At 67.4% G+C, this 26,286-nt stretch carries 30 protein-coding genes; 11 read left to right on the top strand and 19 right to left on the bottom strand.

Going from position 1 to position 26,286, the window contains the following annotated elements:
• Positions 1-22: 22 nt before the first annotated feature.
• From BR07_RS0104530 to BR07_RS0104520, 3 genes are all read right to left on the bottom strand, one after another.
• Positions 23-826, bottom strand: coding sequence for an alpha/beta fold hydrolase (locus BR07_RS0104530; protein ID WP_027504412.1), 804 nt, complete (start codon positions 824-826; stop codon positions 23-25).
• Between the two features lie 22 nt (positions 827-848).
• A complete protein-coding gene (locus BR07_RS0104525; protein WP_027504411.1) occupies positions 849-1,433 on the bottom strand; it encodes a dihydrofolate reductase family protein in 585 nt (194 codons plus the stop codon).
• A gap of 68 nt (positions 1,434-1,501) precedes the next feature.
• Positions 1,502-1,906, bottom strand: coding sequence for a DUF6157 family protein (locus tag BR07_RS0104520; RefSeq protein WP_027504410.1), 405 nt, complete (start codon positions 1,904-1,906; stop codon positions 1,502-1,504).
• A gap of 49 nt (positions 1,907-1,955) precedes the next feature.
• Between BR07_RS0104520 and BR07_RS0104515 the strand changes: the two genes are divergently transcribed.
• Positions 1,956-2,789, top strand: coding sequence for a helix-turn-helix domain-containing protein (locus tag BR07_RS0104515; RefSeq protein WP_051613011.1), 834 nt, complete (start codon positions 1,956-1,958; stop codon positions 2,787-2,789).
• Entirely contained in the window at positions 2,786-3,274 is a 489-nt protein-coding gene (locus BR07_RS0104510) for a hypothetical protein (protein WP_027504408.1), read from the top strand. Before BR07_RS0104515 ends, BR07_RS0104510 begins: the two co-directional genes overlap by 4 nt.
• Here BR07_RS0104510 and BR07_RS0104505 read toward each other — a convergent pair.
• Entirely contained in the window at positions 3,240-3,590 is a 351-nt protein-coding gene (locus BR07_RS0104505) for a VOC family protein (protein WP_037184054.1), read from the bottom strand. The genes BR07_RS0104510 and BR07_RS0104505 overlap by 35 nt on opposite strands.
• A gap of 226 nt (positions 3,591-3,816) precedes the next feature.
• Between BR07_RS0104505 and BR07_RS23300 the strand changes: the two genes are divergently transcribed.
• The 3 genes from BR07_RS23300 to BR07_RS0104490 all read left to right on the top strand — a co-directional run bounded on the left by BR07_RS23300 (position 3,817) and on the right by BR07_RS0104490 (position 5,334).
• Positions 3,817-4,053 (top strand): hypothetical protein, encoded by a 237-nt coding sequence (locus BR07_RS23300; RefSeq protein WP_037184052.1) that lies wholly within the window; start codon positions 3,817-3,819, stop codon positions 4,051-4,053.
• 76 nt (positions 4,054-4,129) lie between these two features.
• The gene (locus BR07_RS0104495; protein WP_027504406.1) at positions 4,130-4,342 is read left to right on the top strand and encodes a hypothetical protein; all 213 of its coding nucleotides are present in this window, start codon (positions 4,130-4,132) and stop codon (positions 4,340-4,342) included.
• Positions 4,343-4,380: 38 nt separating this feature from the next.
• Positions 4,381-5,334, top strand: a complete 954-nt coding sequence (locus BR07_RS0104490; RefSeq protein ID WP_051613010.1) for an ABC transporter substrate-binding protein — start codon at positions 4,381-4,383, stop codon at positions 5,332-5,334.
• A 52-nt stretch (positions 5,335-5,386) separates the two neighbouring features.
• Here the strand turns inward: BR07_RS0104490 and BR07_RS0104485 are convergent, their stop codons facing one another.
• A complete protein-coding gene (locus BR07_RS0104485; RefSeq protein ID WP_027504404.1) occupies positions 5,387-6,346 on the bottom strand; it encodes a phosphoglycerate dehydrogenase in 960 nt (319 codons plus the stop codon).
• 38 nt (positions 6,347-6,384) lie between these two features.
• Positions 6,385-7,221, bottom strand: a complete 837-nt coding sequence (locus BR07_RS0104480; protein ID WP_051613009.1) for a helix-turn-helix transcriptional regulator — start codon at positions 7,219-7,221, stop codon at positions 6,385-6,387.
• Between the two features lie 99 nt (positions 7,222-7,320).
• Here BR07_RS0104480 and ilvD point away from each other — a divergent pair, with 99 nt between their 5' ends.
• Complete coding sequence (ilvD, locus tag BR07_RS0104475) at positions 7,321-9,159, top strand: dihydroxy-acid dehydratase (protein ID WP_027504402.1); 1,839 nt, start codon at positions 7,321-7,323, stop codon at positions 9,157-9,159.
• Between the two features lie 13 nt (positions 9,160-9,172).
• On the opposite strand, the gene BR07_RS0104470 is transcribed toward ilvD, so the two are convergent.
• From BR07_RS0104470 to BR07_RS0104440, 7 genes are all read right to left on the bottom strand, one after another.
• Entirely contained in the window at positions 9,173-10,222 is a 1,050-nt protein-coding gene (locus tag BR07_RS0104470; protein WP_231476174.1) for an ABC transporter substrate-binding protein, read from the bottom strand.
• 46 nt (positions 10,223-10,268) lie between these two features.
• A complete protein-coding gene (locus BR07_RS26900) occupies positions 10,269-10,943 on the bottom strand; it encodes a hypothetical protein (RefSeq protein WP_027504400.1) in 675 nt (224 codons plus the stop codon).
• 137 nt (positions 10,944-11,080) lie between these two features.
• A complete protein-coding gene (locus BR07_RS0104460; protein ID WP_027504399.1) occupies positions 11,081-12,232 on the bottom strand; it encodes an SGNH/GDSL hydrolase family protein in 1,152 nt (383 codons plus the stop codon).
• A gap of 32 nt (positions 12,233-12,264) precedes the next feature.
• A complete protein-coding gene (bla, locus tag BR07_RS0104455; protein WP_197027718.1) occupies positions 12,265-13,188 on the bottom strand; it encodes a class A beta-lactamase in 924 nt (307 codons plus the stop codon).
• Positions 13,185-13,454, bottom strand: coding sequence for a metal-sensitive transcriptional regulator (locus BR07_RS0104450; RefSeq protein ID WP_027504397.1), 270 nt, complete (start codon positions 13,452-13,454; stop codon positions 13,185-13,187). Before BR07_RS0104450 ends, bla begins: the two co-directional genes overlap by 4 nt.
• Before the next feature lie 60 nt (positions 13,455-13,514).
• Complete coding sequence (locus BR07_RS0104445; RefSeq protein WP_027504396.1) at positions 13,515-13,934, bottom strand: DUF302 domain-containing protein; 420 nt, start codon at positions 13,932-13,934, stop codon at positions 13,515-13,517.
• Between the two features lie 25 nt (positions 13,935-13,959).
• Positions 13,960-16,026 carry an MMPL family transporter gene (locus BR07_RS0104440; RefSeq protein WP_027504395.1) on the bottom strand — a complete coding sequence of 689 codons (2,067 nt, stop codon included), beginning with the start codon at positions 16,024-16,026 and terminating at the stop codon, positions 13,960-13,962.
• Positions 16,027-16,389: 363 nt separating this feature from the next.
• Between BR07_RS0104440 and BR07_RS0104435 the strand changes: the two genes are divergently transcribed.
• On the top strand, positions 16,390-16,821 hold the full coding sequence (locus tag BR07_RS0104435; RefSeq protein WP_155956913.1) for a DUF6153 family protein: 432 nt from the start codon (positions 16,390-16,392) through the stop codon (positions 16,819-16,821).
• An 85-nt stretch (positions 16,822-16,906) separates the two neighbouring features.
• A complete protein-coding gene (locus BR07_RS0104430; protein WP_027504393.1) occupies positions 16,907-17,533 on the top strand; it encodes a DUF305 domain-containing protein in 627 nt (208 codons plus the stop codon).
• 58 nt (positions 17,534-17,591) lie between these two features.
• Here the strand turns inward: BR07_RS0104430 and BR07_RS0104425 are convergent, their stop codons facing one another.
• The 3 genes from BR07_RS0104425 to BR07_RS0104415 are packed head-to-tail and all read right to left on the bottom strand — an operon-like array spanning position 17,592 to position 19,449.
• Positions 17,592-18,002 (bottom strand): arsenate-mycothiol transferase ArsC, encoded by a 411-nt coding sequence (locus BR07_RS0104425; RefSeq protein WP_027504392.1) that lies wholly within the window; start codon positions 18,000-18,002, stop codon positions 17,592-17,594.
• Positions 18,002-19,090, bottom strand: a complete 1,089-nt coding sequence (gene arsB / locus BR07_RS0104420) for an ACR3 family arsenite efflux transporter (RefSeq protein WP_027504391.1) — start codon at positions 19,088-19,090, stop codon at positions 18,002-18,004. The genes BR07_RS0104425 and arsB overlap by 1 nt, the downstream gene beginning before the upstream one ends.
• Positions 19,087-19,449, bottom strand: coding sequence for an ArsR/SmtB family transcription factor (locus tag BR07_RS0104415; protein WP_027504390.1), 363 nt, complete (start codon positions 19,447-19,449; stop codon positions 19,087-19,089). Before BR07_RS0104415 ends, arsB begins: the two co-directional genes overlap by 4 nt.
• 129 nt (positions 19,450-19,578) lie before the next feature.
• On the opposite strand from BR07_RS0104415, the gene BR07_RS0104410 reads away from it, so the two are divergent.
• Positions 19,579-21,084, top strand: a complete 1,506-nt coding sequence (locus BR07_RS0104410) for a SulP family inorganic anion transporter (protein WP_027504389.1) — start codon at positions 19,579-19,581, stop codon at positions 21,082-21,084.
• A 79-nt stretch (positions 21,085-21,163) separates the two neighbouring features.
• Positions 21,164-21,547, top strand: a complete 384-nt coding sequence (locus BR07_RS0104405; protein WP_051613077.1) for a MerR family transcriptional regulator — start codon at positions 21,164-21,166, stop codon at positions 21,545-21,547.
• A 1-nt stretch (position 21,548) separates the two neighbouring features.
• Here the strand turns inward: BR07_RS0104405 and nhaA are convergent, their stop codons facing one another.
• The 3 genes from nhaA to BR07_RS26140 all read right to left on the bottom strand — a co-directional run bounded on the left by nhaA (position 21,549) and on the right by BR07_RS26140 (position 25,704).
• On the bottom strand, positions 21,549-22,871 hold the full coding sequence (gene nhaA, locus BR07_RS0104400; RefSeq protein ID WP_027504387.1) for a Na+/H+ antiporter NhaA: 1,323 nt from the start codon (positions 22,869-22,871) through the stop codon (positions 21,549-21,551).
• Positions 22,872-22,896: 25 nt separating this feature from the next.
• A complete protein-coding gene (locus tag BR07_RS0104395; protein WP_373428317.1) occupies positions 22,897-24,684 on the bottom strand; it encodes a BCCT family transporter in 1,788 nt (595 codons plus the stop codon).
• 147 nt (positions 24,685-24,831) lie between these two features.
• Positions 24,832-25,704: an alpha/beta fold hydrolase gene (locus BR07_RS26140; RefSeq protein ID WP_051613008.1), complete on the bottom strand. Its 873-nt coding sequence runs from the start codon at positions 25,702-25,704 to the stop codon at positions 24,832-24,834.
• Between the two features lie 174 nt (positions 25,705-25,878).
• On the opposite strand from BR07_RS26140, the gene BR07_RS0104385 reads away from it, so the two are divergent.
• Positions 25,879-26,238 carry a VOC family protein gene (locus BR07_RS0104385; RefSeq protein ID WP_027504385.1) on the top strand — a complete coding sequence of 120 codons (360 nt, stop codon included), beginning with the start codon at positions 25,879-25,881 and terminating at the stop codon, positions 26,236-26,238.
• The last annotated feature ends 48 nt before the right edge of the window (positions 26,239-26,286 follow it).

Raw genomic sequence — 26,286 nt, 5'->3', positions numbered from 1 at the left:
CTCGCCCGCGTGGCGAGTTGGTTCACTCCGTGAAGAACCGACGGAGGACTCGGGCAAGCGCTTCGGCATCTGCCACATGTCCACCGACCTCGAGGGTGACCCGTCGGGCATCGGGCAGAGCGTCGGCTGCGGCGTCGGCCGCCCCTCCGAAGAAGTCGACGGGCAGTCCGGCCATCTGTGGGTCGATGCCGACAGTCGTCGTCAGCAGTACCGGTTGCCGAACGAGGCCGAGACGGTGGACTGGCGGAGGTCCGTCGCCGAGGCATTCCGCGTCGTATCGCAGTGTCGGCGCGAGCTCACGCAATGCAGACCACACAGGGGAGGCCTCGGCGCCCGCGATGTCGTCCTCCGAGGATCCGGCGAGTCGCATGAACAGGCGCAGTACGAGGTCGCGGTCGTCGGCGTCGAGTGCTGACTCGAGCTCACGCCTGTACGTATGCCAGGCGGAGATCATCGGGGCCTCCACCTGGTACGGCACCTCGTGAACGGCGACGCGGTCGACGGGAAGCCCTGCTGCGGCGGCTTCCAGCGCCAACGCACCTCCGGACGACGCACCGAACAGATGCGCGTGCCCTCCGGCAGTGTCGATCACGGCCGCGAGATCCTCGACCTCCCGCCCCACGGAATACGACGGAGCGTCACCGCTGTCACCTCTGCCGCGGCGCTGGTAGTTCACCACCGCGAAGTGATCAGCCAGGTGCGCGCCCAGCGGGTGATTCTCGGCGCCGTCGTCGAGACCGCCCCCGACGAGCACCACCGCCGGCCCGTGAGTGCTCAGGCGGTCACAGGAGATCGGTGTGCCGTCGGCGGAACGGACATGCGGCATCAGACCCACGCTCCCTGCCGCGTCATCGACGGGCCACGTAGTGAGCGATGATCACACCCGTGGTCGTGGGAACGGACCTGACCAGCTCGAGATCGACCCGGTCGGCCGTCCCGAACAGTCGCGTGCCCGATCCCAACACGATCGGATGAATCTGCAGCACGTACTCGTCGATCAGGTTCGCCGCGTGCAGGCTACGCACCAGCTCGCCGCTTCCCATGATGGTCAGCGGCACGTCAGTGCGTTCTTTGAGTCTGCGTACCTCGTCCACCGCGTCACCGGCGACGAGGTGGGAGTCGGGAAACTCGAGAGTGGTGTCGGTGGACCTCGACACGACGTATTTCGTCGTTCGGACCAGCACATCGGTGAAGGGATTCGGCTCGGACGTCGTTGTCCAGAAGCCGAGTAGATCCTCGTACGTCCTCCGGCCGAACAGAAGCGCACCCTCGTCGCTCATGCCATCCGCCGCGAACGACATGGAGATCTCGTCCTGGTATCCCTGGCCCCAACCGCCGTGGACGAACCCTCCTCGGTCGTCCTCGTCGGGCCGTCCGAGGCCCTGCATGACTCCATCGGTGCTGATGCTCTGAAACGCGGTGATCGTCGCCATCGCTGCCAATCCTCGAATAGGTGGGCTGTCAGTCGTATCGACCCGGGGTGTGGCCGGAACTCATCGCGTCACCGCCGAGACCGCATCGCGCTCTTCTGCGTGATGTGGGGGTCCGAGCTGAGCGCGTCGTATTCCGCGGTGCCGACGGCGAGGAGGGCGACACGTTCGTTCTCGTCGTGGTGAATGCCCCAGCCGTACCGTTTCCCCAACGGAGACGCGCGCAGGCATGCCCGATCGGCGGCGAAGAAGCTCACACGATCAGTGGTGGGGCGGGTCTGTTCGAGCCCGGACCGCTCCACGTGTACGGCGTACAACACGTCGTCCGATGTGAGTGTGTAGGGGGCGTCGGCGATCATTCTGTACTGCAGTTCGGCAATGGTCGGCTTGTCGTTCTTCGTCGGTGGTTTCTCGCCCGAGGTGGCAGGGCAGTCGGGCGCCACTCCGATGAAGACGTTGCGGTAGTTGGTGGTCATGAGTACATGATGTCCGTCGTTCGAGGCGGTCGTATTGCACAATTACGACATGGGCGAACGGCCGATCGACGTGACGGAAAGGTCGGGCGTTCTGGTGCCGTCGAATCTCGAACGGTTCGCAGCACGGTGGTCGCCACCGGCCGGGTCGATCGCGGACGTGGTGGACACATACTGGGCTGTCGAGTGGAACATGGCTTCGAACGAGCAAGTCACGCAACGGATACTGGAATTCCCGGCCATCACGGTGAGCATCGAGTCGGGTGATGTCCCGGCTCCGTTCATGGTCACCGGCGTGCAGCGATCCGCGTGGGTGCGCGCGATCCGAGGCGCCGGAACGGTGTTCGCGATTCGTTTGCGGCCCGCGGGTCTGGCCGCGATATCGAGCCTCACGCCGTCGAACTTGTCTGCACAGACGCCACTCGAGCGCGGTATGGACGCGACTCTCTTCGACATGATGACCGAGATCGCACAAGCTGAGGATCCCGCGGCGCGCGCCGATGAGGTGATCGCGGAGGCCCGGGCCGCCACACCGCCCTCGCACGAGCATCTTCTGGCCAACGCTGTGGTGGACACGCTGTCGCGGACGGTGCGTTCCCGAACCGGCTCGCGGCTGGCAGCCGAAGTGGGTGCGAGTGAGAGAGCCGTGCAACGGGCCCTGCAGTCCACGCTGGGTATGGGACCGAAAGCGGTGGCTCGCCGTATCCGGCTGCAGGAGGTCGTGCGACAACTGTCCATTCCTGGTGTCGATGTCTCCGACATCGCGGTATGCCTCGGCTACGCAGACCAGGCGCACCTCATCCGGGACTTTCGCGGCGTTGCCGGGGTGACGCCGGGGCAGTACGTACGTGAGAACAGCTCGTCGGAACGAGAGGATCGATCGTGAATGCACTCGGACCGTTGCTCCCCATTCTGGCGACCTGGAACACGACCGGGCAAGTTGTCGGAGACGGTGTCACCGTCGTCGGCACCGGCACCTATCGAAGACTGCCTGGCGAATCCTGGATCGCCCACGACGTCGACGTCGTCATGGGCACCGACCACGTCGTCGCACACGAGCTGATCGGTGGAGAGCACTCTTCGGGTGGGTGGGCCATGTACGCGTTCGACAGCGCCGCGCAACCGACGCTCATGCGGTTGACCTTGCAGGACGACACCACACTTCTGCTCGAGGGCGACAACGTGCGGACCCGGCTGGACCCCCGCGCCGGTACCGAACGAATGCGTGCCGAGTGGGAACGTGTGGACGACGGGGCGTGGGGCACCGTGGATGACTCTGACTCTCGATCGCATCGTGTGACTCGGCTGCACACGTTCGTCGCGATCGTCGGGTCGGTCAGTACACCGTTCGGAAACCGCCTATCAGGGTGATGACGTTGCCGTCGGGATCGGTGATCGGCGCGAGCCGAACTCCGTGGGTGGCGTCCGTGGTGTCGCCGACGGCGAGTCCGCGGCCCGCGAGCTCGGTGGTGTGAGCGTCGAGGTCGTCGACGGCGAGGTTCGACCGCGTCCCGCCGGCCCGGTCGGCATCGAGGAACACCTGCATCCACGCCCCCGGCACGATCTGCCACTCGATCAGACCCGGCATGGGGTTGTTGTCGGGTTCGCGTCCCAGCAGGCGCGTGTACCACTCGCGTGCGACATCGATGTCGCGCACGGGTACGACGGTCAGTACGTGGTCGATCATGGGCTCGTCCTCTCGTCGGATGTCACTGATGTGGACCGGCGCGAGGTCGGGAACTCATCGACCACGCGCCCGCTGTGCGTGATCCGGTGCAGCTGACCGTGCTGTACACGGTTCACTGCACCGGATCGTCCGCCACACGGGAGTTGTGAGGGGTGTGGCAGCAGGGTCGGCTCGCTATCGTGAATGACTGGACCGGCACGGTCGATGACGATGGAGGCGAACCGGGGTGGCGGACGATTCGGACGTGGCGCAGGCGCGGGTGTTTCTCGCGGCGCTGGACGACGAGATCGCGACCGTATCGGTTCAACTCGAGGACGCGCGTCGGCTCGCCGCAGAAGCTCGGGCCAGGGGGAACGCGCCCACCGGTACGTGGCACGAGCAGCAGGCCGCGACACACAAGCGGACTCTGCGAGAGCTGCACCGGCAGACGCAGAATTTGCGCACCCGGTTCGCGCTGGCCTGAGATCCGCACTCTGGAACCTCCGCGAACGGGATCGACGCGATCCGGAGCGGTGGACTCGACGTCGTAGGGTCGACGTGTGAGGACACGACTCGGCGCTCTGGACCGTCGCACCCGCACAGCGCTCGGCGGCCCCGGGCTCGGGGTGGTCGCGCTTGCTGCGCTCGTCGTTCTCGGTGCCGTTATCCTCGTCCACGCGGTGGACCCGGATGGGTGGGTCGTGGCGGTAGTGCTGGCGCTCGTTGCGCTGGTCGTCAATCTCGGAGGCGCCCGCCGTTCACGCAGACGGTGACTCACTGAAGTGAGGTAAGCCTGCGCTAACATTCGGACATGTCGACCATCTCCGCCGGGCGCGCCGGCGCTCTCCTCGCTGCCCTCGCGCTGGCTGTCGCCGGGTGTTCCACCGAGTCCGGGAGCAGTTCCGGTGGGGAAGGGTGGTCTCACACCACTGCCTTCGGCAACACCGTGTCGCTGGACGCACCGCCGGACACGGTGGTTGTCGACGCGTACTCGGCTGCCGCACTGTGGGACTACGGTGTTCGCCCTGCCGGGGTCTACGGCTACGGCATCACCAACGGGCTGGGTCTCGGTGACGCGGACCTCGATTCCATGACCGTCGTGGGTACGGATGCGGTGTTCGAGACGGAGGTGGCGGCGACTATGGGCGCCGACCTCGTCGTCGGCTATTCCGCCGAGACCGATCCCACGTCCTGGATCTGGTGGGAGGCAGCGCAGGCCGAGCAGATCAACGTCGTCGCTCCCTTCCTTGGCATCGACCCGTCCTCGTCGCTCGACGGAACGCTGGATCAATACCGTTCGCTCGCAGCATCACTGGGCGCCGACGTGGACTCCCCGGAGATCGCATCCGACCGTGCGGACTACGACGCGGCGAAACAGCGGGTGCGCGATGCTGTCGCCGCGAGTCCCGGCGTGACGGTGCTGCCCGTCAACGCGGCCGCCGACGCCGTGTACATCGGAACGGAACAGTTGTCGGTGCTGGGACTGCTCTCGGACCTCGGCGTGGGTCTCGCGGGTCCGGGATTCGACGGACCGTGGGCGACGGTGAGCTGGGAGAACGTGGCTCAGTACCCTGCCGACATCGTTCTCGAGTACCCCGCGAGCCGCGAGATGCTGGACGCCTCACCCGTCTACGGTTCCATTCCTGCGGTCACCTCGGGCCATGTTCTGGACTGGGACGACAAGCGTCCCACCACCTATACCGAGTACGCGGACTGGCTCGACCGCCTTGCGGACGCCGTCGACCGCACGAGCTCGTCGACCTGACGCCGACCGGGGGGTACTCCTGTATGGTCCAGGGGCCCCGTCCGGCGGCGGCTCAGGGTCGTCTCGTCGCCACCGCCGACTCGTTGATCGCACCCGCGGCCGGCCGACCGGCCAGTGCTGCGACGACGGACTCGGCGGCCGCGGTACCCGCATCGGTGCGCGCCTCGCGGGTCTGACCGGCCAGGTGTGAGGTGGCCACGACCGTGGGCATGGCCAGGAGCGGGTTGTCCGGGTTCGGTGGTTCGGTGGCGAAGACGTCGAGCGCCGCTCCCGCGATGGTGTGGTCGCGGAGCGCGTCGACGAGGGCATCCTCGTCGACCATCGATCCGCGGGCCGTGTTGACCAGGTAGGCAGAGGGTTTCATCTGGGCCAGTGCCGCGGCGTCGATGACGGGTGCGCCGCCGGCACGGGCGTGGAGGCTGACGAAATCGGACTCGCGGAGCAGAGTGGTTCTGTCGACGTAGGTGACCTCGAGTGCGGGGTCGGGATGGCCGGTGGAGATCAGGACGGTCATGCCGAACGCGTGAGCGAGGTCCACGACGGCCCGTCCGCTCGGCCCGAGGCCGATGATGCCGAGAGTCGCGCCCCGTAGCTGTCGAGTGTCGTGGCGTGGCCACTCTCCGTGCCGCACGCCGTCGGTGGTCTCGCCGATCCGCCTCGCGCACATCAGGAGCAGAGCGAGGGTCATCTCGGCCACCGCATGGCGGTTGGCTCCGGGGGTGTTGCAGACGAGGACGCCGTGAGCGGTGGCGGCCTCGATGTCGACCGAGTCGTATCCGACTCCGCTGCGCGCGATCACGCTGAGGGACGGGGCCGCGCGCAGCATGGCGGCGGTGACGGGTTCGCTGGCGATGATGGCAGCGTCACTCGCGGCGAGGAGCGCGGCCATCTCACCGTCGGGGCGGGGCCCGACGGCGGGGGAGTGGACGGTCTCGTGACCGTGCGCACGGAGCAGGGTGTCGACGTCGTCGCCGGGGTGGAGGTAGTCGGTGGTGATGAGGACGGTAGCCATCTGTCCCTCTTTCATGTCCGTGCCGATCCGGATCGGCGTCACTCGCCGATCAGGCGCTGCACCTTCTCGCGAGTGTCGGTGCCCGCGACAGGAAGGTAGACGACGATGTTCACGTCCTTGTGATCGGTCGGCGCCAACTGGTGGTGCTCGAAGCGCAACTCTCCGACGACAGGGTGCCGGAAGACGCGCTCACGCGAGGCGAATCCCTCGATGTCGCGGTTGTCCCACCCGTCGGCGAACGTGTCACTCGTCGAGCGGAGCCGATCGACCAGGTCCGTGAAGGAGGGAGTGCCGAGGGCGGCGCCTCCGTCCGCCCGGAACTCTGCGAGGAAGCGTCTGCTGTCGGACTCCCAGTGCGGGAGCAACTCGCGCACGTACGGGTCGGTGAAGACCAGCCACAGAAGGTTTCGGTCCGCCGCCTCCACGGTCTCGATGCGGGGGAACAACGCACGGTACGCACGATTCCATCCGGCGATCGTCCACTCCGGACGGAGAGCGAACGCGGGGAAATCGGTGAGGGCATCGAGCAGACGTTGCACGGCCGGAGGCGTCGTCTCCGCGCTCGACGGGGTCGGCGTCGGCGGGTGTCCCGCGAGGTCGAGAACGTAATCGTGCTCGGCAGGCGTGAGGTGGAGCGTCGCGGCGACGGCATCGAGGACTTGGCGTGACGGGTGGATGTCCCGCCCTTGTTCGAGCCAGGTGTACCAGGTGACGCTGACATGGGACAGCGACGAGACGTCCTCTCTACGTAAGCCTGTCGACCGGCCCCGCGGAACGGGCGGCAACCCGAGCCGCGACCGTGGCAGTGCCGAGCGGCGGGCGCGCAGGAAAGCTCCCAGCTCACGGCGCGCGGCGAAGTCCCGGTCGGTGGTCACACGGCAACTCTACGATCGTCCACGCGTGAAGGTGGTGGTGGTGATACCAGTACCGGAGCTGTCTTCCTGCGGCGGCACTCGACCGGCATCGTCGTCCCCATGCCTGCACTTCGATCGAGAACCGTCACGCACGGACGCAACATGGCGGGGGCCCGCGCGCTACTACGCGCCGCGGGGGTGAACGGCGACGATTTCGGTAAGCCGATCATCGCCGTCGCGAACAGCTTCACCGAGTTCGTTCCCGGCCACACCCATCTCCAGCCGGTCGGCCGCATCGTCTCGGACGCGATCACCGCAGCCGGCGGCATTCCGCGCGAGTTCAACACGATCGCGGTCGACGACGGCATCGCGATGGGACACGGCGGGATGCTCTACTCGCTGCCCTCCCGCGATCTCATCGCCGACTCCGTCGAGTACATGGTGAACGCACACTGCGCGGACGCTCTCGTGTGCATCTCGAACTGTGACAAGATCACCCCCGGGATGCTCATGGCCGCACTGCGACTGAACATCCCGGTCGTGTTCGTCTCGGGCGGTCCGATGGAGGGTGGCACCGCAGTGCTCGTCGACGGCACCGTGCGAACCCGACTCACCCTGGTGTCCGCCATGTCCGATGCCGCCGCCGGTGACATCTCGGACGAGGACCTGGCACGCGTGGAGGAGTCAGCGTGCCCCACGTGCGGGAGCTGCTCGGGCATGTTCACGGCAAACTCGATGAACTGCCTGACCGAAGCGCTGGGGCTCGCTCTGCCGGGCAACGGAACCACGCTCGCCACGCACACGGCGCGTCGGGACCTCTACGAGAATGCCGGGCGCACCGTGGTCGATCTGTGCCGTCGGTGGTACGACCACGACGACGAGTCGGTCCTTCCTCGGCAGATCGCCTCACGCGCTGCGTTCGACAACGCCATGGCCCTCGACATCGCGATGGGTGGATCGACGAACACGATCCTGCATCTCCTGGCCGCGGCACGCGAGGCTGAACTCGACTACAGCCTCGACGACATCGAGAAGCGTTCGCGGATGGTCCCATGTCTGTGCAAGGTGGCACCCAACGGGCACTACCTCGTCGAGGACGTGCACCGCGCCGGTGGAGTGCCCGCCATTCTCGGTGAGCTCCGCAGGGGCGGGCATCTGCACGATCACGTGCACACGGTGCATTCGGAGTCTCTCGCCGACTGGCTCGACCGGTGGGACGTCCGGTCCGGGTGTGCCGACGAGGCCGCGATCGAGTTGTTCCACGCCGCACCGGGATGCGTGCGTTCCGCCACTGCGTTCTCGCAGTCCGAGCGTTGGGAGACGTTGGATCTCGACTCCGCCGGCGGATGCATCCGCGATGTGGAGCACGCGTACTCGGCCGACGGCGGCCTGGCGGTTCTGCGCGGCAACCTGTCCGCCGACGGGTGTGTGGTGAAGACGGCGGGCGTCGACGACTCCATCCTCACCTTCACCGGCCCGGCCGTGGTCGTGGAGTCGCAGGAGGACGCATGTGACGCCATCCTGTCCGGACGGATCGTGGCCGGTGACGTGCTGGTCGTGCGGTACGAGGGTCCGCGCGGTGGGCCCGGAATGCAGGAGATGCTCTATCCGACAGCATTTCTCAAGGGTCGCGGCCTCGGGGCTTCGTGTGCGCTGATCACCGACGGCCGCTTCTCCGGCGGGACATCGGGTCTGTCGATCGGGCACGTGTCTCCGGAGGCGGCCGCGGGTGGCGTGATCGCTCTGGTCGAGGACGGGGACAGCATCACCATCGACATCCCGCACCGCTCGATCACACTGGACGTCGCCGACAGCGTGCTCGCGCAACGGCGTTCTGCCCTCGACGGCTTCCGGCCCCGCCACAGGCAGCGCGAGGTGAGCGTCGCGCTCCGTGCGTACGCCGCGCTCGCACTGTCCGCAGACAAGGGTGCGGTGCGCGACGTCGATTCGCTCCGGTGAGTCCCGTGGTTCGTCACTGCTCCGTTGCGTCGACCGCCGTCGCCAAGCCGTCGACGAGAGTCGGGAGGAAGTAGGGAATCGTCAGTGCCGTCGGGCCGATGGCGGCCCCTGCTTCCTGGCCGACGAATCCGGCGACGGCACCTGCCGCCACAGCGGGGATCTGCCGCGACACGTCGGATGACAGGAACTCCCGGAGTGCCGCGTCCGTGTCCACCTGTGTAAAGACGACAGAGGCATCGATTCGGGAGATCTCCTCGGACGACACCGCGGTCGAGAACGTGGAATCACCGGTCGCCAGTTCGGTGACGGACGGATCGGACGTGAATCCCAGGTTCTCGAGCAGCTCGACGCGCGGGTCCGAGGGAAGCAGGAGGTAGTAGACGTCCTGCGCCTCGGACACGTAGGCGATGGTTCGGTCTCGGAACTCGGGGTGTCGTGCGCCGGCATCGACGACCTGCTGGTCCAGTTCTGACACGAGTTCCGTTGCCTCGACGCTCTTTCCGAGAACCTCACCGGTGACACCGATCGTGTCTCGCCACGGAGTCGACCAGAGCTCGGACGGCGGTGCGACCACGGGAATGCCGGCCGAAGTGACCGCGTCGTACTCGCTCTGCGTGAGGCCGGAATGTGGTGCCAGCAGAACGTCGGGGTCGGCTGCGACGAGCTTCTCGACCGACAGGGGACCCAGGACGTCGTCCAGGAGAGCCGGTGCCTCACCGCCGTTCCGGGCGATCGACTCGGCGACCCACGGGTACGTCAGGTCGTCACCGCCGCCGTACGTGGTCGACGGCATGGCCACCGGCATCACCCCGAGAGCCAGCACGGCATCCGTGGCGCCGGCACCCCAGGTGGCCACGCGGGCGGGTGTCGAGTCGAGGACGGTCTCGCCGTACATGTGCCGCAACGTCTTCGGGAACGATGCATCGGCGGTCGTCGCCGAACCGGGGTCAGCGGGGTCCGACGAGCTGCAGCCGACGAGGTGCGCGGTCACCGCCACGGCGGCGATGAGAACTGTGATCGAGCGTCTCGTCCATCGGGGAACGCTGCCGGGAATACGCATCATGCCTTGATGCTAAGGGTAGGCTGCCCTTATGACGCAATCAACGAGGTCAGGTGCCGGTTCCCCGTCGCCCGACTGAATCGACGATGACCCGTGCCTGCGCCACCGACGAGCGCCCGTGAGAATCAGCGACCGCGCGCAGAAGTGCGGATGCGGCGGATACGGAAAGCTCGTGCCTGGCGGCCATCATTCCGATCGCCGTGTGCACCACGTCGGTGTCGGGGCCGGGCTGTGCACCGTTCTCGGCGGCGAAGTCGGTGGCGCACAGAGTGCCGAGAGAGTGCGCCAGTCGGCCGAGAGGGCCGTCGAGCTCCGTCGACCACCCTCGACCTCTCCAGGTGCGTCGGTGAAGTTGCAAGGTTCCCGACGGTCGGGCGCGGGGGCCCACAGGGAACACCCGTAGCCACCCGACGCCCAGGACGCTCAGGGCGCCGGTCACCTGCGGCCACCGCAGGCGATCGAGTGAATCCTCCACCGCGGCATCGTGGACCGCACCGTCGGCGAGAGCGTCGACGACCGGACCGAGCCCGATTGCCTGGAGTTCCCGTGCGACGCGGGCCGCCGTCGTGTCTGTCACGTGCGCGACATTCTGCACCGACCAGTCGCCGGGCGGGACCAGAACCAGGGCGGCGCCGTCGGCGCCCGTCAGATCGACACAGACATCCACGATGTCGGTGATGATCGACGTGCGAAGCCCGCCGTCGTGGTTCCCCGCGCTCACCATCGAGGGTCGTCCTCTCTCGGTGCGCGGGTGCCGCGCTTCACTCGGGACTACCCCCATTTTCGCCACCCCACGCGCATTCCGTGAGAATGCACCGACTGGTCACACTCACGTTCCCCGGTCGGGCCCACGCCCCGTGATCACCCCGGCGCGAACGGCCCTGACGGGCCGAAGGCGATGTCCGCGAAACGCTGTCCCATGACGGCGTGGGCGTCGGTGTCGGGATGCAGGTTGTCCGGAAGTGGGTGGCGCCGTTCGTCGTCCTCGCCGAAGAGCAGCAGTCCGTCGAGGTGGTGGAGGTTCGGGTCGTCCGATCGACTGTCGACGATCTGAGCGAGCGCGTCACGGATCACGCGAAGTGTCAGGCGTCCGAGCGCGATGTCGCCCTCCGTGCCCGTCGCGCGAAATCTCGCGGAGCCGGCGGCGAACGAGTCGGGATCGATCGCCCCGGGTCCCGGAGTGTTCTCGTGGATCGCGCAGTGGATCGGCGAGATCAGCAGCAGCGGTGTGGTCGGGTGCCCGTCGCGGACGGTGTCGAGGAACCCGTGAACTGCGGGAACGAACGAACGAAGGCGCATTGCATCGAGGTTGACGACGTTGATGCCCAGCTTGACGCTGATGACGTCCGCGGGGGAGTCCCGCACGACGCGAGCCATGAACGGATCGACGAAGGCGCTGCCCCCGAAACCCAGGTTGCGCAGCCGAACGCCGGCACGACGGGCCGCGACGACAGGCCAGATGCGCGTGGGGCTCGCGGCGTTGGATCCCTGGCTGATCGAGCTGCCGTGGTGCAGCCACCTCGGTCCGCTCGTCGGCGCCGGGTGCAGAACGGCATCAGCGGACAGCGAGACCAGATCCACCTGTTCGTTGTGGGGGAGCCAGATCTCGACCGTCTTCTCCCCGGCCGGCAGATCGGTGAGGGTGATGCGTTCCGTCGTTCCCGGGTGGACCGTGCTCGTCCCGGTGGTCGGATCGATCTCGACGGTGTCACCGCCCGAGAGCACGTGGGACTGAAGAATCGAGTCGTTCACCACCACGTCGACGGCGCCCCGGTCGCGCATCACACCCCGGTAGGTCATGCGCGTGGTGTGGACCTCAAGGACCATCTGGACGGCGGTCGTGCGTGCGGCGATACGTACTCCGGACGGTTGCGCCTCCATCATCGCGAGCTGCGGGTCCGCATCGCGTTGCCGGACGGCACGGGGGAGCCGGTGTGGGCGCACGCCCCGATCCACGCGTTCGAGCTCGGCTGCACCGAGGACGATGTCGTCGTTGAGTGGTGCAGTGATCATACTTTTCGAGACTACCTAACGGTGTTCAGGGGCTACCGAACGGTGTTCAGGACGACCGCGGCGCTCTCGCTCACCGCGGCGTCCTCGTACGGTGCCGAGGCGTCGTTCTTCCGTGTCAGCACCGTCAGTACCAGCGGGGGACAGCCGGGTGGTGTGACGACGGCGATGTCGTTCCGCACGGCCCCGGCGCCACCCGACTTGTCGGCCACCGTCCATCCGCTCGGCGCCCCCGCGCGGACGAGTGCGTCGCCCGTGGCGTTCCCGCTCATCCACTCGGCCAGGGTCGCTGCGTCGGCATCGGTCGACGAGCCGGCACCCCGCAGTGCGGCCAGACTCGTCGTGAACGCGTCGGCGGTGGTGGTGTTTCCGGTGCTGTCGGGTCCGACCGTGTTGAGGCCCGGCTCCACGTCGGCGATGTCCGTGACGTCGTCACCGAGTCGGGACAGAGCCGCATCGAGTTCTGCGGGACCGCCGATCCGGTCGAACACGAGGTTGGTCGCCGTGTTGTCGCTCTCCCGCACGGCCGCTTCCGCCAACTCGGCCGCCGTGAGCCCGGTGTCCAGACGTGCCGTGGTCACCGGTGAATATCCCGCGCGCTCGATGTCGGCCGCGGTCCACCTCACGAGGTCGTCCCGAGCGTCCTCAGGGGTTCGTCGCAGGAACTCGGCTGCCAGGAACACCTTCACTGTCGAAGCGAAACCGAAACGTTCGGCTCCGCGATAGCTGATCGTCTCGCCGGTCCCGGTGTTCAGGAGGCTGACACCCACCGTCACGTCGTAGCGCTCCTCGACAGCCTGCAGTCCGGTCGAGACGTCGTCGCGCTCTGCTCGACTCGACGTGGGAGCCGGCGAGACGGGCACACCGCCCGACGGAGCGCACGCGGTGAGGGCCAGGGCGACAACAGCGAGCGCGACGCGCGGTCGAGCCGCCGTGTGCAGGAGTGCTCGTCTCGTCACGCGAGTGCGAGGAACAGCTTCTCGAGTTCCGCCTCGGTCATGGGTTCCTTGTTGTCGGCGGTGGCACCGGTCATACATTCGCGCAGGCCGGTGGCGACGATCTTGAACCCTGCCCTGTCGAGCGCGCGCGAGACGGCGGCGAGCTGGGTGACGACCTCCTTGCAGTCGCGGCCGTTCTCGATCATCGAGATGACCCCGGTGAGTTGGCCGTTGGCGCGCCGGAGTCGGTTGAGTACCAGTGCGATGCTGTCGTCGTCGCCGACCATGATGAACTCCTGTCAGAACTGCCGTGAGCTGTCGATGGTACCCCCGGGGGCATCAGGGTCTCAGTGTCCGGGTGCCGGTTCGTCGGCGAGCGTGGCGATGGCAGCGCGGAGCTTGGTCGCTGCGTCGTGGGCGACGTCGCCGAGCGCCGGCACTCCCGTCGACTGGACCATGATGTCGGGGTTCATGGCGTCGACGATGATCACGTCGGCGTTGTCCGGGTCCTCGCGGACGACGACGTTGCAGGGGAGCAGCAGGCCGATCTGTCGCATGACGCCGACGGCGCGGTGGGCCAGGGGCGGGTTGCACGCGCCGAGAATCAGGTAGCGCTCCATGTCCTCACCGAGCTTGGCTTTCAGGGTGGCCTGCATGTCGATCTCGGTGAGCACGCCGAAACCCTGCTCTGCCAGGGCGTCTCGCGTGCGCTGGACGGCGGTGTCGAAGTCGGTGTCGGTCAGGGTGGTGGTCAGAGCGATGGTCACGAGTGTCGTCCTTCGGTCGGGGGTGTCAGTGGGAGAAGCTGATGGACGGGAGGGCCTTGCGGAGCCAGGCCGGTGACCACCAGGCGGCGGAGCCGGTCAGTCGGAGCAGGACGGGCAGCAGGATCAACCGAATCAGGATGGCGTCGAGAAGCACGGCGACGCCGAGGATGATGCCCATCTCCTTCGGCGGGAGCGGGTCGGCGAGGGCGAAGGTGAAGAACACCGCCACCATCACCGCGGCCGCGGCGAAGATGACCCGCCCGGAGTGGGCGAGACCGTCGATCATCGCCGTCGTCGCGTCGCCGGTGCGCTCGACGTGTTCCTTGGCGGTGGCAAGGAGAAACACGGTGTAGTCCATGGCGATGGCGAAGATCATCGCGAAGAAGAACACCGGTCCCCAGCCGTTCAGGAAGCCCTGTGGAGTGAAGCCGAGCAGCGAGGCGCCGTGCCCGTCCTGGAAGATCAGTTTCGCGACGCCGAACGCGACGGCGGTGGAGAGCAGGCTGACCGCGGTGCCCAGGAACGCGATCAAGGGTGCCTGCAGTGCGACGAGGAGCAGCACGAATCCGAGGATCAGGATGATCGTGACGACGAGCGGCAGGTAGTCGTTCAGGGCCTGCTGCAGGTCGAGGTTCTCCGCGGGGGCGCCGCCGACCAGCGCCGACTCCGGGAGCTCGCCGCGCAGGTCGGCGAGGATGGTGCCCATCGACTCGTCGGAGGGGTCGACCGCCGGAATCGCTTGCAGGAGTGCGTAGCCGGAGCCGTCGGCGGCGGGTTGCGGTGGGGTGACCATGGCGATGCCGGACACCTGCGCCGCGGCGGCGGCCGTGTCTGCGGAGTCGGTGTCAGAGATGACGATCTGCAGTGCGCCGGGGGCGCCGTCACCGAACTGCTGCTGGACGAGCGCGTAGCCCTGCCGCACGGGCGCGTCCTCGGGGACGACGGAGATCGACGGCATCGCGACCTTCAGGCCGAGAACAGGCAGCGCCAGTGCGACGAGGACGCCGATCGAGGCGAGCGCGAACGGCCACGGGTGCTTGTGCAGGAGTGCGCCCCACGCGGCGAACATGGGTGAGCGGTGCTGCTGACGCTTGGCGTAGGGGAGGGACGCAGCGTCGACCTTCGGTCCGAGCGCGCCGAGGGCGGCGGGGAGCAGGGTGAGGGTGGCGAGCAGGACGAAGGTGACGGCGAGCATGATCCCGACGGCCATGGTCCGCACCGCGGGGGCGGGGACGATCAGCACGGCGGACAAGCTGACGAGGACGGTGAGTCCGGACAGGACCACGGCTTTGCCGGCGGTGTCCATGGTCTCGGCGACGGCCGCGCGGGGATCGCGGGAGCGCAGGGCGTCGCGGAAGCGGGCAACGAGGAACAGCGCGTAGTCGATACCGAGTGCGAGGGCGAACATCATGGCGAAGTTCATCGCCCACACCGAGATCGGGGTGATCTCGTTGAGCAGGACCAGCCCGCCGGCGGAGGCGACGAGACCGGCGATGGTCAAGAGCAGCGGGAGTCCGGCGGCGACGAGCGAGCCGAACGCGAGGACCATGATGGCGAGGGTGACGGGCCAGGAGATGAGTTCGGCCTGAATCATCGCGTCGTGGTTGGCCTTGTTGAAGTCCGACCACAGCGCCGATGCGCCGGTGGGGTAGACCTCGATGCCGTCGCCGGAGAGTGCGGTGAGCTGGTCCTTGACGTCGTCGACGGCGGTGACCATCTCGTCGGTGGTGCCGTCGGCTCCGGCGATGAGGATGCCGGTGCGCCCGTCGGGGCTGATCGTCATCCCCGGCTGCGGGGGCACGATCTCACCGAAACGCGGGTCCGCGTTCAGGATGGCGGTGGCCTCGGCGAGCGCGGCGGTCGCTGCCGGGTCGCTCAGCGCACCGGAGTCGCTGTGGACGACGACCTGCACCGCGGCGGAGGAGTTGCCGCCGAAGTGTTCCTCGGCGAGCTCGCGGACCTGGACCGATTCTGATCCGTTCGCCTGCCACCCGGCGCCGGCGAGGGACGAGAACACCGACGATGCAGCGGAGCCGAGGGCGATCAGCAGAACCAGCCAGGTGCCGAAGACCCAGCGGCGGCGGGTGACCATGGCTGCGCCCCACCGGCCGAGGCGGCCGGGGGCGCTGTCGTGGTGGTCGCCGGGCCGGGGTTCGGCGACAGTGTCGGACTGGGACACGGTGGACTCCTATACGGCTGGGGGTATGTGAAGGGCCTGGATCGGCCATCGTCGAGAAGTGGTGTGAGGGTGTGCTCAGCGGTGGAACTGTGAGCATTCGGCAGGGGGGCCCACTGGACACTCCTTCCGCGTTCGATCCGCTGGACTGCGCACACCGTGTCACATACGAGGGGGGGTATGCAAGTACCCCCTGGGGTATCTGATCGAGGTTGCCGGGTGTCGGTGCGACGACCGCCGACGTACCCCCAGGGGGTACTCGTCGGTACACTGGGGCCCGTGTTGCACAGTCTTCGGCAGCGACGTTCGCTGACCCTCGCTGTGCAGATGGCCTGGTGGGCCGTCTCGATCGCACTGGGCGTGGTGCTGATGCACATGGTGGTGCCCGTCCAGACCGCCGCGGCCCATGAAGCGATGCCGAACCACCACGCGTCGATGGACGCGGAGGTCCACGCTGGCGCCGCCACGCACACCGCGGAGCCCGGTCCGGCGGCGGAGCGACTGCCGTGCCCCGGCGGTCACGACATGATGCATCCGTGCATCGGGACGGTCACCTCGTTCCCGCCGATGTCGGTCCCGATCGGGGCCGTCGAGTGCCTGCCGGCGCTCGATGACGCATCCGACCGTGTCGTCATGATCGTCGCCCGCGCAGGTCGAGCTCCACCATGGGCGCTGTCCTCGCTGGACGACTCGGTACTTCTGCGGGTGTGACGGGGAGCCCGGGGCAGTGATGCCCCGGCGGATCGCACGTCGATTCAGACCCCTTTTCCGTTCGACACACCTCAGGAGTACGCCCATGCATGTCAAGAACACGACAGTCACCACACTCGCCGCTGCCGCGATCGGAGTCGCCCTCGTCGCCGGTTGTGGCGACGACGGGTCGTCCGCGTCGATGGAGGGCCACTCGATGGGTTCCTCGTCCATGGAGTCCGCGCCGTCTCAGGATCCCGCTGCGGACTTCGCCGACGCCGACGTCGCGTTCGCATCGATGATGTACCCGCACCATGCTCAGGCTGTCGAGATGGCCTCCATGGTCGACGGGCGGTCCACGAACCCGGACGTGGTCACGCTCGCCGACGAGATCGCGGACGCGCAGGGACCCGAGATGGACCAGTTGGCCTCATGGCTGGCGGAGTGGGGTCAGCCGTCTCCGTCGGCAACGCCCGACGACATGCAGGGCATGGATCACGGGTCGGGGAGCGGAATGATGAGTTCGCAGGACATGGCCTCCCTGACGGCCTTGTCCGGCGACGAGTTCGACCAGCGGTGGCTGACGATGATGATCGACCATCATCGAGGTGCGGTCGCCATGGCGGAGACGGAGATCGAGGAGGGCTCGAACGACGACGCGGTCGCGATGGCTCGCACGATCGTCGACACGCAGAACGCCGAGATCGCCAGGATGGAACAACTTCTCGGTTGACCTCCGGCCGACGGCCGCCACTCCGACCGGGAGTGCCGGCCGTCGGGTGCGGCCCGTGTCAGATCCGCAGTCGCGCCGCGAGTTCGTCGACGCGCGTGGCGATGTCGTCGCGCACCAGGCGCATCCGCTCGATGCCCTCGATACCTCGCGTCGACGGCTCGTCGGTGTCCCAGTTCAGGTAGGTCGGTCCCTCGACCGGGTCGACGGTCGCCTCGGTGCCGAGGGTGACGACGAAGTCCATCCGGGACATCAGATCCGGATCGATCGGCTTGGGGTGCTCACCGGTGAGATCGACTCCGACCTCACGCAGCGACTCGGCCGACAGAGCATTGACTGCACTGCCGGGGGCAGTCCCGGCGGAATGCACCTCGACATCGTCACCGGCGACCGTGCGCATCAGCCCTGCGGCCATCTGCGACTTGCCGCCGTTCTTCACGCAGACGAACAACACACTCGGCTTGCGGTACATCAGGATTCCTTCGTCTGTCGGGCGGGTGAAAATCGTCTGCGCAGTGCCAGCGAGACGTAGACGAGTCCCACGAGGACGGGGACTTCGATGAGGGGTCCGACGACGCCGGCGAGGGCTTGGCCGGAGGTGGCTCCGTAGGTGGCGATCGCGACGGCGATGGCGAGTTCGAAGTTGTTGCCCGCCGCGGTGAACGCCAGGGTCGTCGTGCGTTCGTAGCCCAGGCCCATGGCGGCGCCGAGGGCGTATCCGCCGCCCCACATCACGGCGAAGTACGCCAGCAGCGGGAGCGCGATGCGGACGACGTCCAGGGGTTGGGAGGTGATGCGGTCGCCCTGTAGGGCGAAGAGGACGACGATGGTGAACAGCAGTCCGTAGAGCGCCCACGGCCCGATCTTGGGGATGAACGAGGTCTCGTACCAGTCGCGGCCCTTGGCGCGTTCGCCGAAGTACCGGGAGGCGAATCCGGCGATCAACGGGATGCCCAGGAAGATCAGGACGGACTTCGCGATCTGCCACGGTGATGCCTCGATGGTGGTCTGGTCGAGGCCGAGCCAGCCGGGGAGCACGGACAGGTAGAACCAGCCGAGGACGGCGAACATGATCACCTGGAACACCGAGTTGATGGCCACGAGTACGGCGGCGGCTTCGCGGTCGCCGCAGGCGAGGTCGTTCCAGATGATGACCATCGCGATGCAGCGGGCGAGTCCGACGATGATCAGTCCGGTGCGGTACTCGGGCAGGTCGGGGAGGAACAGCCAGGCCAGCGCGAACATCAAGGCGGGGCCGAGAATCCAGTTCAGAGCGAGAGAACCGAGGAGGAGCTTCTTGTCGCCGGTGACGGTGTCGAGCCGGTCGTAGCGGACCTTGGCCAACACCGGGTACATCATGATCAGCAGGCCGATCGCGATCGGCAGGGACACACCGTCGACGGAGATCGACGACAAGGCGTCGTTCATCCCGGGGATCACGCGACCGAGCAGCAGCCCGACGACCATCGCGACGCCGATCCACACCGGGAGGAAGCGGTCGAGGGTGGAGAGCTTGCCGACGACGGCGGGGTGGTCGCTGGTGTTCGCCGCGGTGCTCATGCGGTCACCACCGTCGGGTCGATGATGGCCATGACGGCCGACAACTGCTGCAGCGCATCGGGAACCACGCGGTAGTAGACCCAGGTTCCGCGCCGATCGGAGCCGAGCAGGCCGGCCTGGCGAAGCACCTTGAGGTGGTGGGAGATGGTCGGCTGCGACAGGTCGAAGGATCCGGAGATGTCGCACACGCACGCCTCACCACCGTCGTGACTCGCGATGAGACTGAGCAGGCGCAACCGGACCGGGTCGCCCAGCGCCTTGAACATCGACGCGAGGATGTGCGACTGCTGCTCGGTCAGAGGTTCACGAACCAGGGGCGAGCATCGGACGCCCGTGTCGGGCTCTGACTGATTCGACATTCTTCTATATTGACGGTTGTCGATGGTCTCGGTCAATTCGCACTCTACTCTCCGGTGAGAGTAGAGTTCCGCCCCAGCGGAGGGCCGTGCTCGGCCTCCGGCAGTCCCGCACCGTGAAAGAGGCTCGTCATGTCCCACGCCGGCTCGACCGTCGCCCCACCCGAGGACACCTCGGTGCTGGCCGCGCTGCGCTCACCTCGTCGACTGAAGACCGAGGTGCTGGCGGGCCTGGTCGTCGCGCTGGCGCTGATCCCGGAGGCGATCTCGTTCTCCATCATCGCCGGTGTCGATCCCCGCGTCGGACTGTTCGCGTCCTTCACGATGGCGGTCACCATCTCGATCGTCGGCGGTCGTCCGGCCATGATCTCCGCCGCCACCGGAGCGATCGCCCTCGTCGTCGCGCCACTGTCACGCGAGTACGGCCTCGACTACCTCATCGCCGCCGTGATCCTCGGTGGCGTCCTGCAGATCGTGCTCAGCGTCGTCGGAGTGGCGAAGCTGATGCGCTTCATTCCGCGCAGCGTGATGGTCGGGTTCGTCAACGCGCTCGCCATCCTCATCTTCACGTCGCAGTTGCCCTACCTCATCGGCGTGCCCGCCCTGGTGTATCCCCTCGTGGCAGTGGGTCTCGTGGTCATGGTGTTCCTTCCCAAGCTGACGACCGTCGTGCCCGCACCGTTGATCGCCATCGTGATGCTCACCGCCGCCACCCTCGTGTTCGCGCTGCAGGTTCCCGATGTCGGCGACGAGGGTGAGCTGCCGTCCTCGCTTCCGACGCTGCTGCTCCCGAACGTGCCGTTCACCCTCGACACCCTGTCGATCATCGCGCCGTTCTCGCTCGCCATCGCCCTGGTGGGTCTGCTCGAATCACTCATGACCGCGAAGCTGGTGGACGACATCACCGATTCGCGCTCGAACAAGACCCGCGAGGGTTGGGGCCAGGGTGTCGCCAACCTCGTCACGGGCTTCACCGGCGGCATGGGCGGCTGCGCGATGATCGGCCAGACCATGATCAACGTGAAGGTCTCCGGCGCTCGTACCCGGATCTCGACCTTCCTCGCCGGGACGTTCCTGCTGATCCTCGTGGTGGGACTGGGCGACATCGTGGCACTCATCCCGATGGCCGCGTTGGTCGCGGTCATGATCATGGTCTCGGTGGGCACGTTCGACTGGCACAGCATCCGTCCGTCGACCCTGCGGCGCATGCCCAAGAGCGAGACGCTGGTCATGATCGCCACGGTGGCCGTGACCGTCGCGACCCACAACCTGGCCTACGGCGTCGTCGTCGGTGTCGTCACCGCGATGGTGCTCTTCGCGCGGCGGGTCGCGCACCTCACCGAGGTGGTCGACGTGGCGCACCCGGACGAGAACACGCGCGTCTACAAGGTGCTGGGAGAGCTGTTCTTCGCCTCCAGCAACGATCTGATCCACCAGTTCGACTACGTCGGTGACCCCGAGAACATCGTCATCGACATGTCGGAGTCCCACATCTGGGACGCCTCCACGGTCGCGACGCTCGATGCCGTCACCACGAAGTACGCGGCGAGGGGCAAGAAGGTCGAGATCGTGGGTCTGAACGCGTCGTCCGTGGAACGACGGGACCGGCTCAGCGGACACCTCGGCGCAGGACACTGATCGGGCCCGGTCTCCGGGTCGGAACTAGAGTCGACGCACACTCGACGTACGACGAAGGAGCGGGACAGTGGGCGAGAGCATGCAGATCGGTGAGGTCGCCGAGCGCACGGCACTGTCCATTCGCACACTGCGCCACTACGACTCGGTGGGTCTCGTCGTCCCGTCGGCGCGATCGGCCGGCGGATTCCGGCTCTACACCGAGGCCGACGTCGAGCGGTTGTTGGTGATCCGGCGGATGAAGCCGCTGGAGTTCACGCTGGCCGAGATGGGCGAGCTGCTCGCAGCTCTCGACGTCCTCGGGAACGGCGATGCTGACGACGAGGACCGCGCTGCCGCAACACAGTTCGTCGACCAGTGCCACGACAAGGCGCTGGATCGGTGCGAGACGTTGCGACGCCATCTTGCCTACGGCGAGGAGTTCGCAGCTCTGCTCGCGGCCCGCACGCCGGTCACCGAACTCTGAGTCAGCTCTCCTCGCGGCGCTGATACACGTCGGGGATGCCGTCGTGATCGTCGTCGCGAGTCTCCTCCTCGTGGATCAGCTTGTACGCGCGGTTGCGGCTGCGCAGAATCGCGGCGGCGATGCACGCCGAGATCACCGATCCGGTCAGCACTCCGACCTTGACGTGATCGTCTCGCTCGGTGCTCTCACCGAAGGCGAGGTCGCCGATCAACAGCGAGACGGTGAAACCGATGCCGGCGAGAACGGCGACGCCGAACACGTCACGCCACGCGAGTCCGGCATCGAGAGTGGCACGGGTGAAGCGGGACACGAGATACGTGGTGCCCAGCACGCCGATGGTCTTGCCGACCACCAGTCCCGCGACGATGCCGATGGCGATCGGGTCGCCGAGCGCCTCGAAGAAGCCCGACACGCCGCCGACGGTCACGCCGGCTGCGCAGAATGCGAAGAGCGGCACTGCGACACCGGCAGAGAGAGGTCGGATGCGATGTTCGAAGTGTTCGGCCATACCGGGACCGGCCTCCGGACCGCCGGCGGCGCGGCTGCGGATCACCGGCACCGCGAATCCGAGCAGCACGCCGGCGACCGTGGCGTGAACGCCGGACTCGTGCATGAGAACCCAGGTGACGACCGCGAGGGGAATGAGAATCCACCACGACCGGATCCGTCGCTGCACGGCGACGGCGAAGAGGGCGAGCGGGATCATCGCGGCGCCGAGCGCCACGAAGTTCAGGTCGGCGGTGTAGAAGATCGCGATCACCGTCACCGCGAGGAGATCGTCGACGACGGCCAGCGTGAGCAGAAAGGTGCGCAATGCGAGCGGTAGGTGCGTGCTGACGACGGCGAGAACGGCGACCGCGAAGGCGATGTCGGTCGCGGTGGGAATGGCCCACCCCAGCAGTGCGCCGTCACCGGTGCGCAGATTGACGACGACGAAGATCAGTGCGGGCACGGCCATGCCGCCGATCGCGGCCGCGATGGGCAGGGCCGCACGCGCCGGGTCGCGGAGGTCGCCGGCGACGAACTCGCGCTTGAGTTCGAGGCCCACGACGAAGAAGAAGATCGCGAGCAGGCCGTCCGCGGCCCACGTGGAGAGAGTGAGATCGAGGTGGAGCGCGGACGGGCCCACTCGTGTCGCCATGAGCGTGTCGTAGGCGGCCGACCACGGGGAGTTGGCCCAGACGAGAGCGATCACCGTGGCGACCAGCAACAGGGCACCCCCGACGGTCTCCTTGCGCAGCACGTCGGTGATGCGCGAGGCTTCGGACCACGACCCCCGCGAGAGCAGACTGCGACGCGTGGGAGGTGGCGAGGATGACGTCATGGGGTGCCCTTCGGTGCTCTGACGATCAGGAGTTGTCGTACGCGGTGTCGTCGGTACGGCGTTGGTGGGCTTCGCCTTCGGCGGAGTCCGCGAACTCGGGGGTGTCGAAGACCTCGCCGCCGAGCGGATCGACCGGCTCGTCGTGCTCCGAGTACTGAACGGCGCCGGTGTCCGGGTCGATCTGAAGTCGGCTCTGCGGTACCGACTGGACCGCGAGCAGCCCCGACGGAGTGGACAGGCCGTCCTTAGACGGTGACAGACCGGCGAACGTGGTGGAGATACCGCCGCGCTCCGGCCGTCGCGCCGGTGTCGCGCGGTCCACGGGCGGTGCATCTCCGGCAGGGGTGATCCGGACGTAGGACGGCGTGGTGGCCACCTCGTAGCGGAAGGCCTTCAGGAGTGACACGCACGCCAGCACCATGATGATCGAGAACGGCACCGCGGTCGCGATCGACGCCGTCTGCAAGGCCGTGAGTGATCCGGATCCACCGATCAGCAGCAGAACAGCGGCAGCGACGCCCTCGAGCACGGTCCAGTAGACGCGGGTGATCTTGGGTGTGTCGAGATCACCACCGGTGGAGAGGATGTCGATGACCAGCGAGCCGGAGTCCGAGGAGGTGACGAAGAAGAACACGATCACCGCGATGGCGAGAACGCTCGTGACGGTCGCGAGCGGAAGACCGTCGAGAAGCTGGAACAGGCTCGTGTCCGTGCCGACCGTTCCGTCGTCGGCGAGCATGGTGCCCTCGTTGCGCTGACGGAGGATTCCGGAGTCACCGAAGATGGTGAACCACAGCGAGCCGACGAGAGTCGGTGCGAGCAGCACGCCGAAGACGAATTCGCGGATCGTGCGGCCGCGCGAGATCCGTGCGATGAACATGCCGACGAACGGTGCCCAGCTCATCCACCATCCCCAGTAGAAGATGGTCCAGGCGCCGGCCCACCCGTCCTCGGCGAAAGGCGATGTACGGAGCATCAATTCCGGCAGCGCCTGGACGTACCCACCGAGGTTCTGCACCCACGACTGCATGAGGAACAGCGTCGGTCCGGCGATCAGGACGAACACAGCCAAGCCGGCGGCGAGTGCCATGTTGATGTTGGAGAGCCATTTCAGGCCCTTCGACACACCCGAGACGACGGAATACGTGGCGAGCAACGTGACGAAGGCAATGAGGGCGATGGTCAGCCAATTGTTCGTCTCCACCCAGCCGAGGTAGGACAGACCGGCGGAAATCTGCTGAACACCGAAACCGAGTGAGGTCGCGACGCCGAACAGCGTTCCGATGATGGCGATCGCGTCGATGGCGTGACCGATACCGCCCTCGATCCGTTGCCGTCCGAGCAGTGGCTCGAGGAGCCAGCGAACCGACAGGGGGCGGCCTTTGCGGTAGGTCATGTACGCGAGTCCGAGACCGACGACGACGTAGATCGCCCATGCGTGCAGACCCCAGTGGTACAGGGTGAGCTCCATGGCCTGGTTGGCGGCCGCGTCGGTCGATCCGTCGACACCCCCGGCAACCGGGGGAGTGATGTAGTGCGACAACGGTTCTGCGACGCCGTAGAACACCAGTCCGATGCCCATGCCGGCGCTGAAGAGCATCGCGAACCAGGAGAGGACGCCGAATTCGGGGCTCTCGTCGTCGCGGCCGAGGCGAATGTTGCCGATACGACTGGCGCCGCAGTACAGAGCGAAGACGACGAATCCCGTCGCCGTCAGGATGTACCACCATCCGACACCGTCGGTGATGGCCCCGTTGAGGGCCTCGAATGCGTCGGCCGCGGTACCCGCGAAAATGACGGAAAAAACGATCATGGCGACGATGATCGCGGACGCGGGAATGAATACCGGTTTGCGTATTCCGCGCCAGGCGGATCGTACTGAATTCACTTGTTCACATCCTGAGAAATAGACGATCGGTCAGTCGATCATGGCGGTGAGGCCGGGGTGGACGCGAATCCGCTACGTCCGGACCAGTCGGTCGACCCGCTCGATCGCGGCGGTGAGCGCCCGCGGGCATTCGTGTTCCGGGAGGTGGCCGCAGTCGTCGAGCACCGTCGTGTCCCGACCGGTGATCTCCCACACCTGGTCGTCCAGTCGACGGTGGTCGAGCACCGGATCACACGATCCCGCCACCACTTCGAGCGGCACCGCGCGGCTCCACTCCGCGAGCCGCCGCTCCGAGATGTGGCGATCCGCGCGCGTTCCGGCGCAATGCGTCGACACCAGAAGTCGCCATTCCACCAGGTCGTCGTCCGGACGGAAATGTTGTCCGCAGAGTGCGGCCACCGCCCTGGAGGTGCTGTGCGCTGACGTGCGGCGTCGCAGGAACCGCCCATCGGGGCGAGAGACCGGGACGATGCCTTCGGGACGGACCAGCACCATCGCGCCGACCGACGATCGGCAGGTGGCGGAGAGGGCCGCCGCGGCGCCGCTCCCGATGCCCAGCAGAACCGGCCGCGAGGCGCCGATCTGCGTCAGGGTGTCCTCCAGCCAGCGACCGTAGTCGGCCGAGGCCCGGCCCCGGCGCGGGCGCACCCCCGAACTGAGCCCGGGCTGGCCGGGCATGTCGGCGACGTGCACCGTGGCGTCGGGCATCGCATCGATCAGCGGCGTCAGAAGTGCCGCGCAGGACAGTTCGCCGGGCACCACCACGACGGAGCGCTGCGCGTCGGGTCGAACGACGGTCGTGACGACGGTCGAGCCGAGCGAGGTGTCGATCCGGCGAACGGTGTGCGGCGTGGACCAGTCGGCGAGTCTGCGTCGGCACCATTCCTGCACGGCGTCTCGGCCTGCTGTGGTCCGGTACGTGCCCGTGTCGACGGCGAGCATCATGTCGAGGTGCCTCTTCCTGCTGGACGTCGTTCGGGGTCGCGGAAGCGACCGCCGACCAGACTTCCCGGCACACCGTGGGAGGACACTACTCGTGCGGTCGGCGGGTTGCCACTCGGCGACAGAGGTCCCGCGGAAGGCCACGCGCCGGGCGTGCTCGACCGGCATGATCGGGCAATGGCGACGACCAGGCACCACCGCATCGACTACATCGAGCTGTCGGTCACCGACCTGACGGTCGCTCGGGCCTTCTACGCGGGGGCCTTCGGATGGACCTTCGTCGACTACGGCCCGACGTACGCCGGCATCGTGGGAGCCGACGGCGCCGAGGTCGGTGGGCTGGCCGTGGTCGAGACCCCCGCGCCGGCGGGAGGACCACTCGTGCTGCTCTACTCCGACGACCTGGACGCATCGGCCGAGGCGGTCGAGGCCGCGGGCGGATCGGTGGTGTCCGGCCCCTACGACTTCCCGGGTGGACGACGCTTCCACTTCACCGATCCGAGCGGCACCGTGCTGGGTGTGTGGGCGTCGTCCTGAACGACGCGATGACGACAGTGGAAACGAGACCCCGGATTCCGGGGTCTC

The organism is Rhodococcus sp. UNC23MFCrub1.1 (assembly GCF_000686025.1).
GTDB lineage: Bacteria > Actinomycetota > Actinomycetes > Mycobacteriales > Mycobacteriaceae > Rhodococcoides.
The sequence above is the reverse complement of the archived record's forward strand: the minus strand, read 5'-3'. Positions and strand labels throughout refer to the sequence as shown.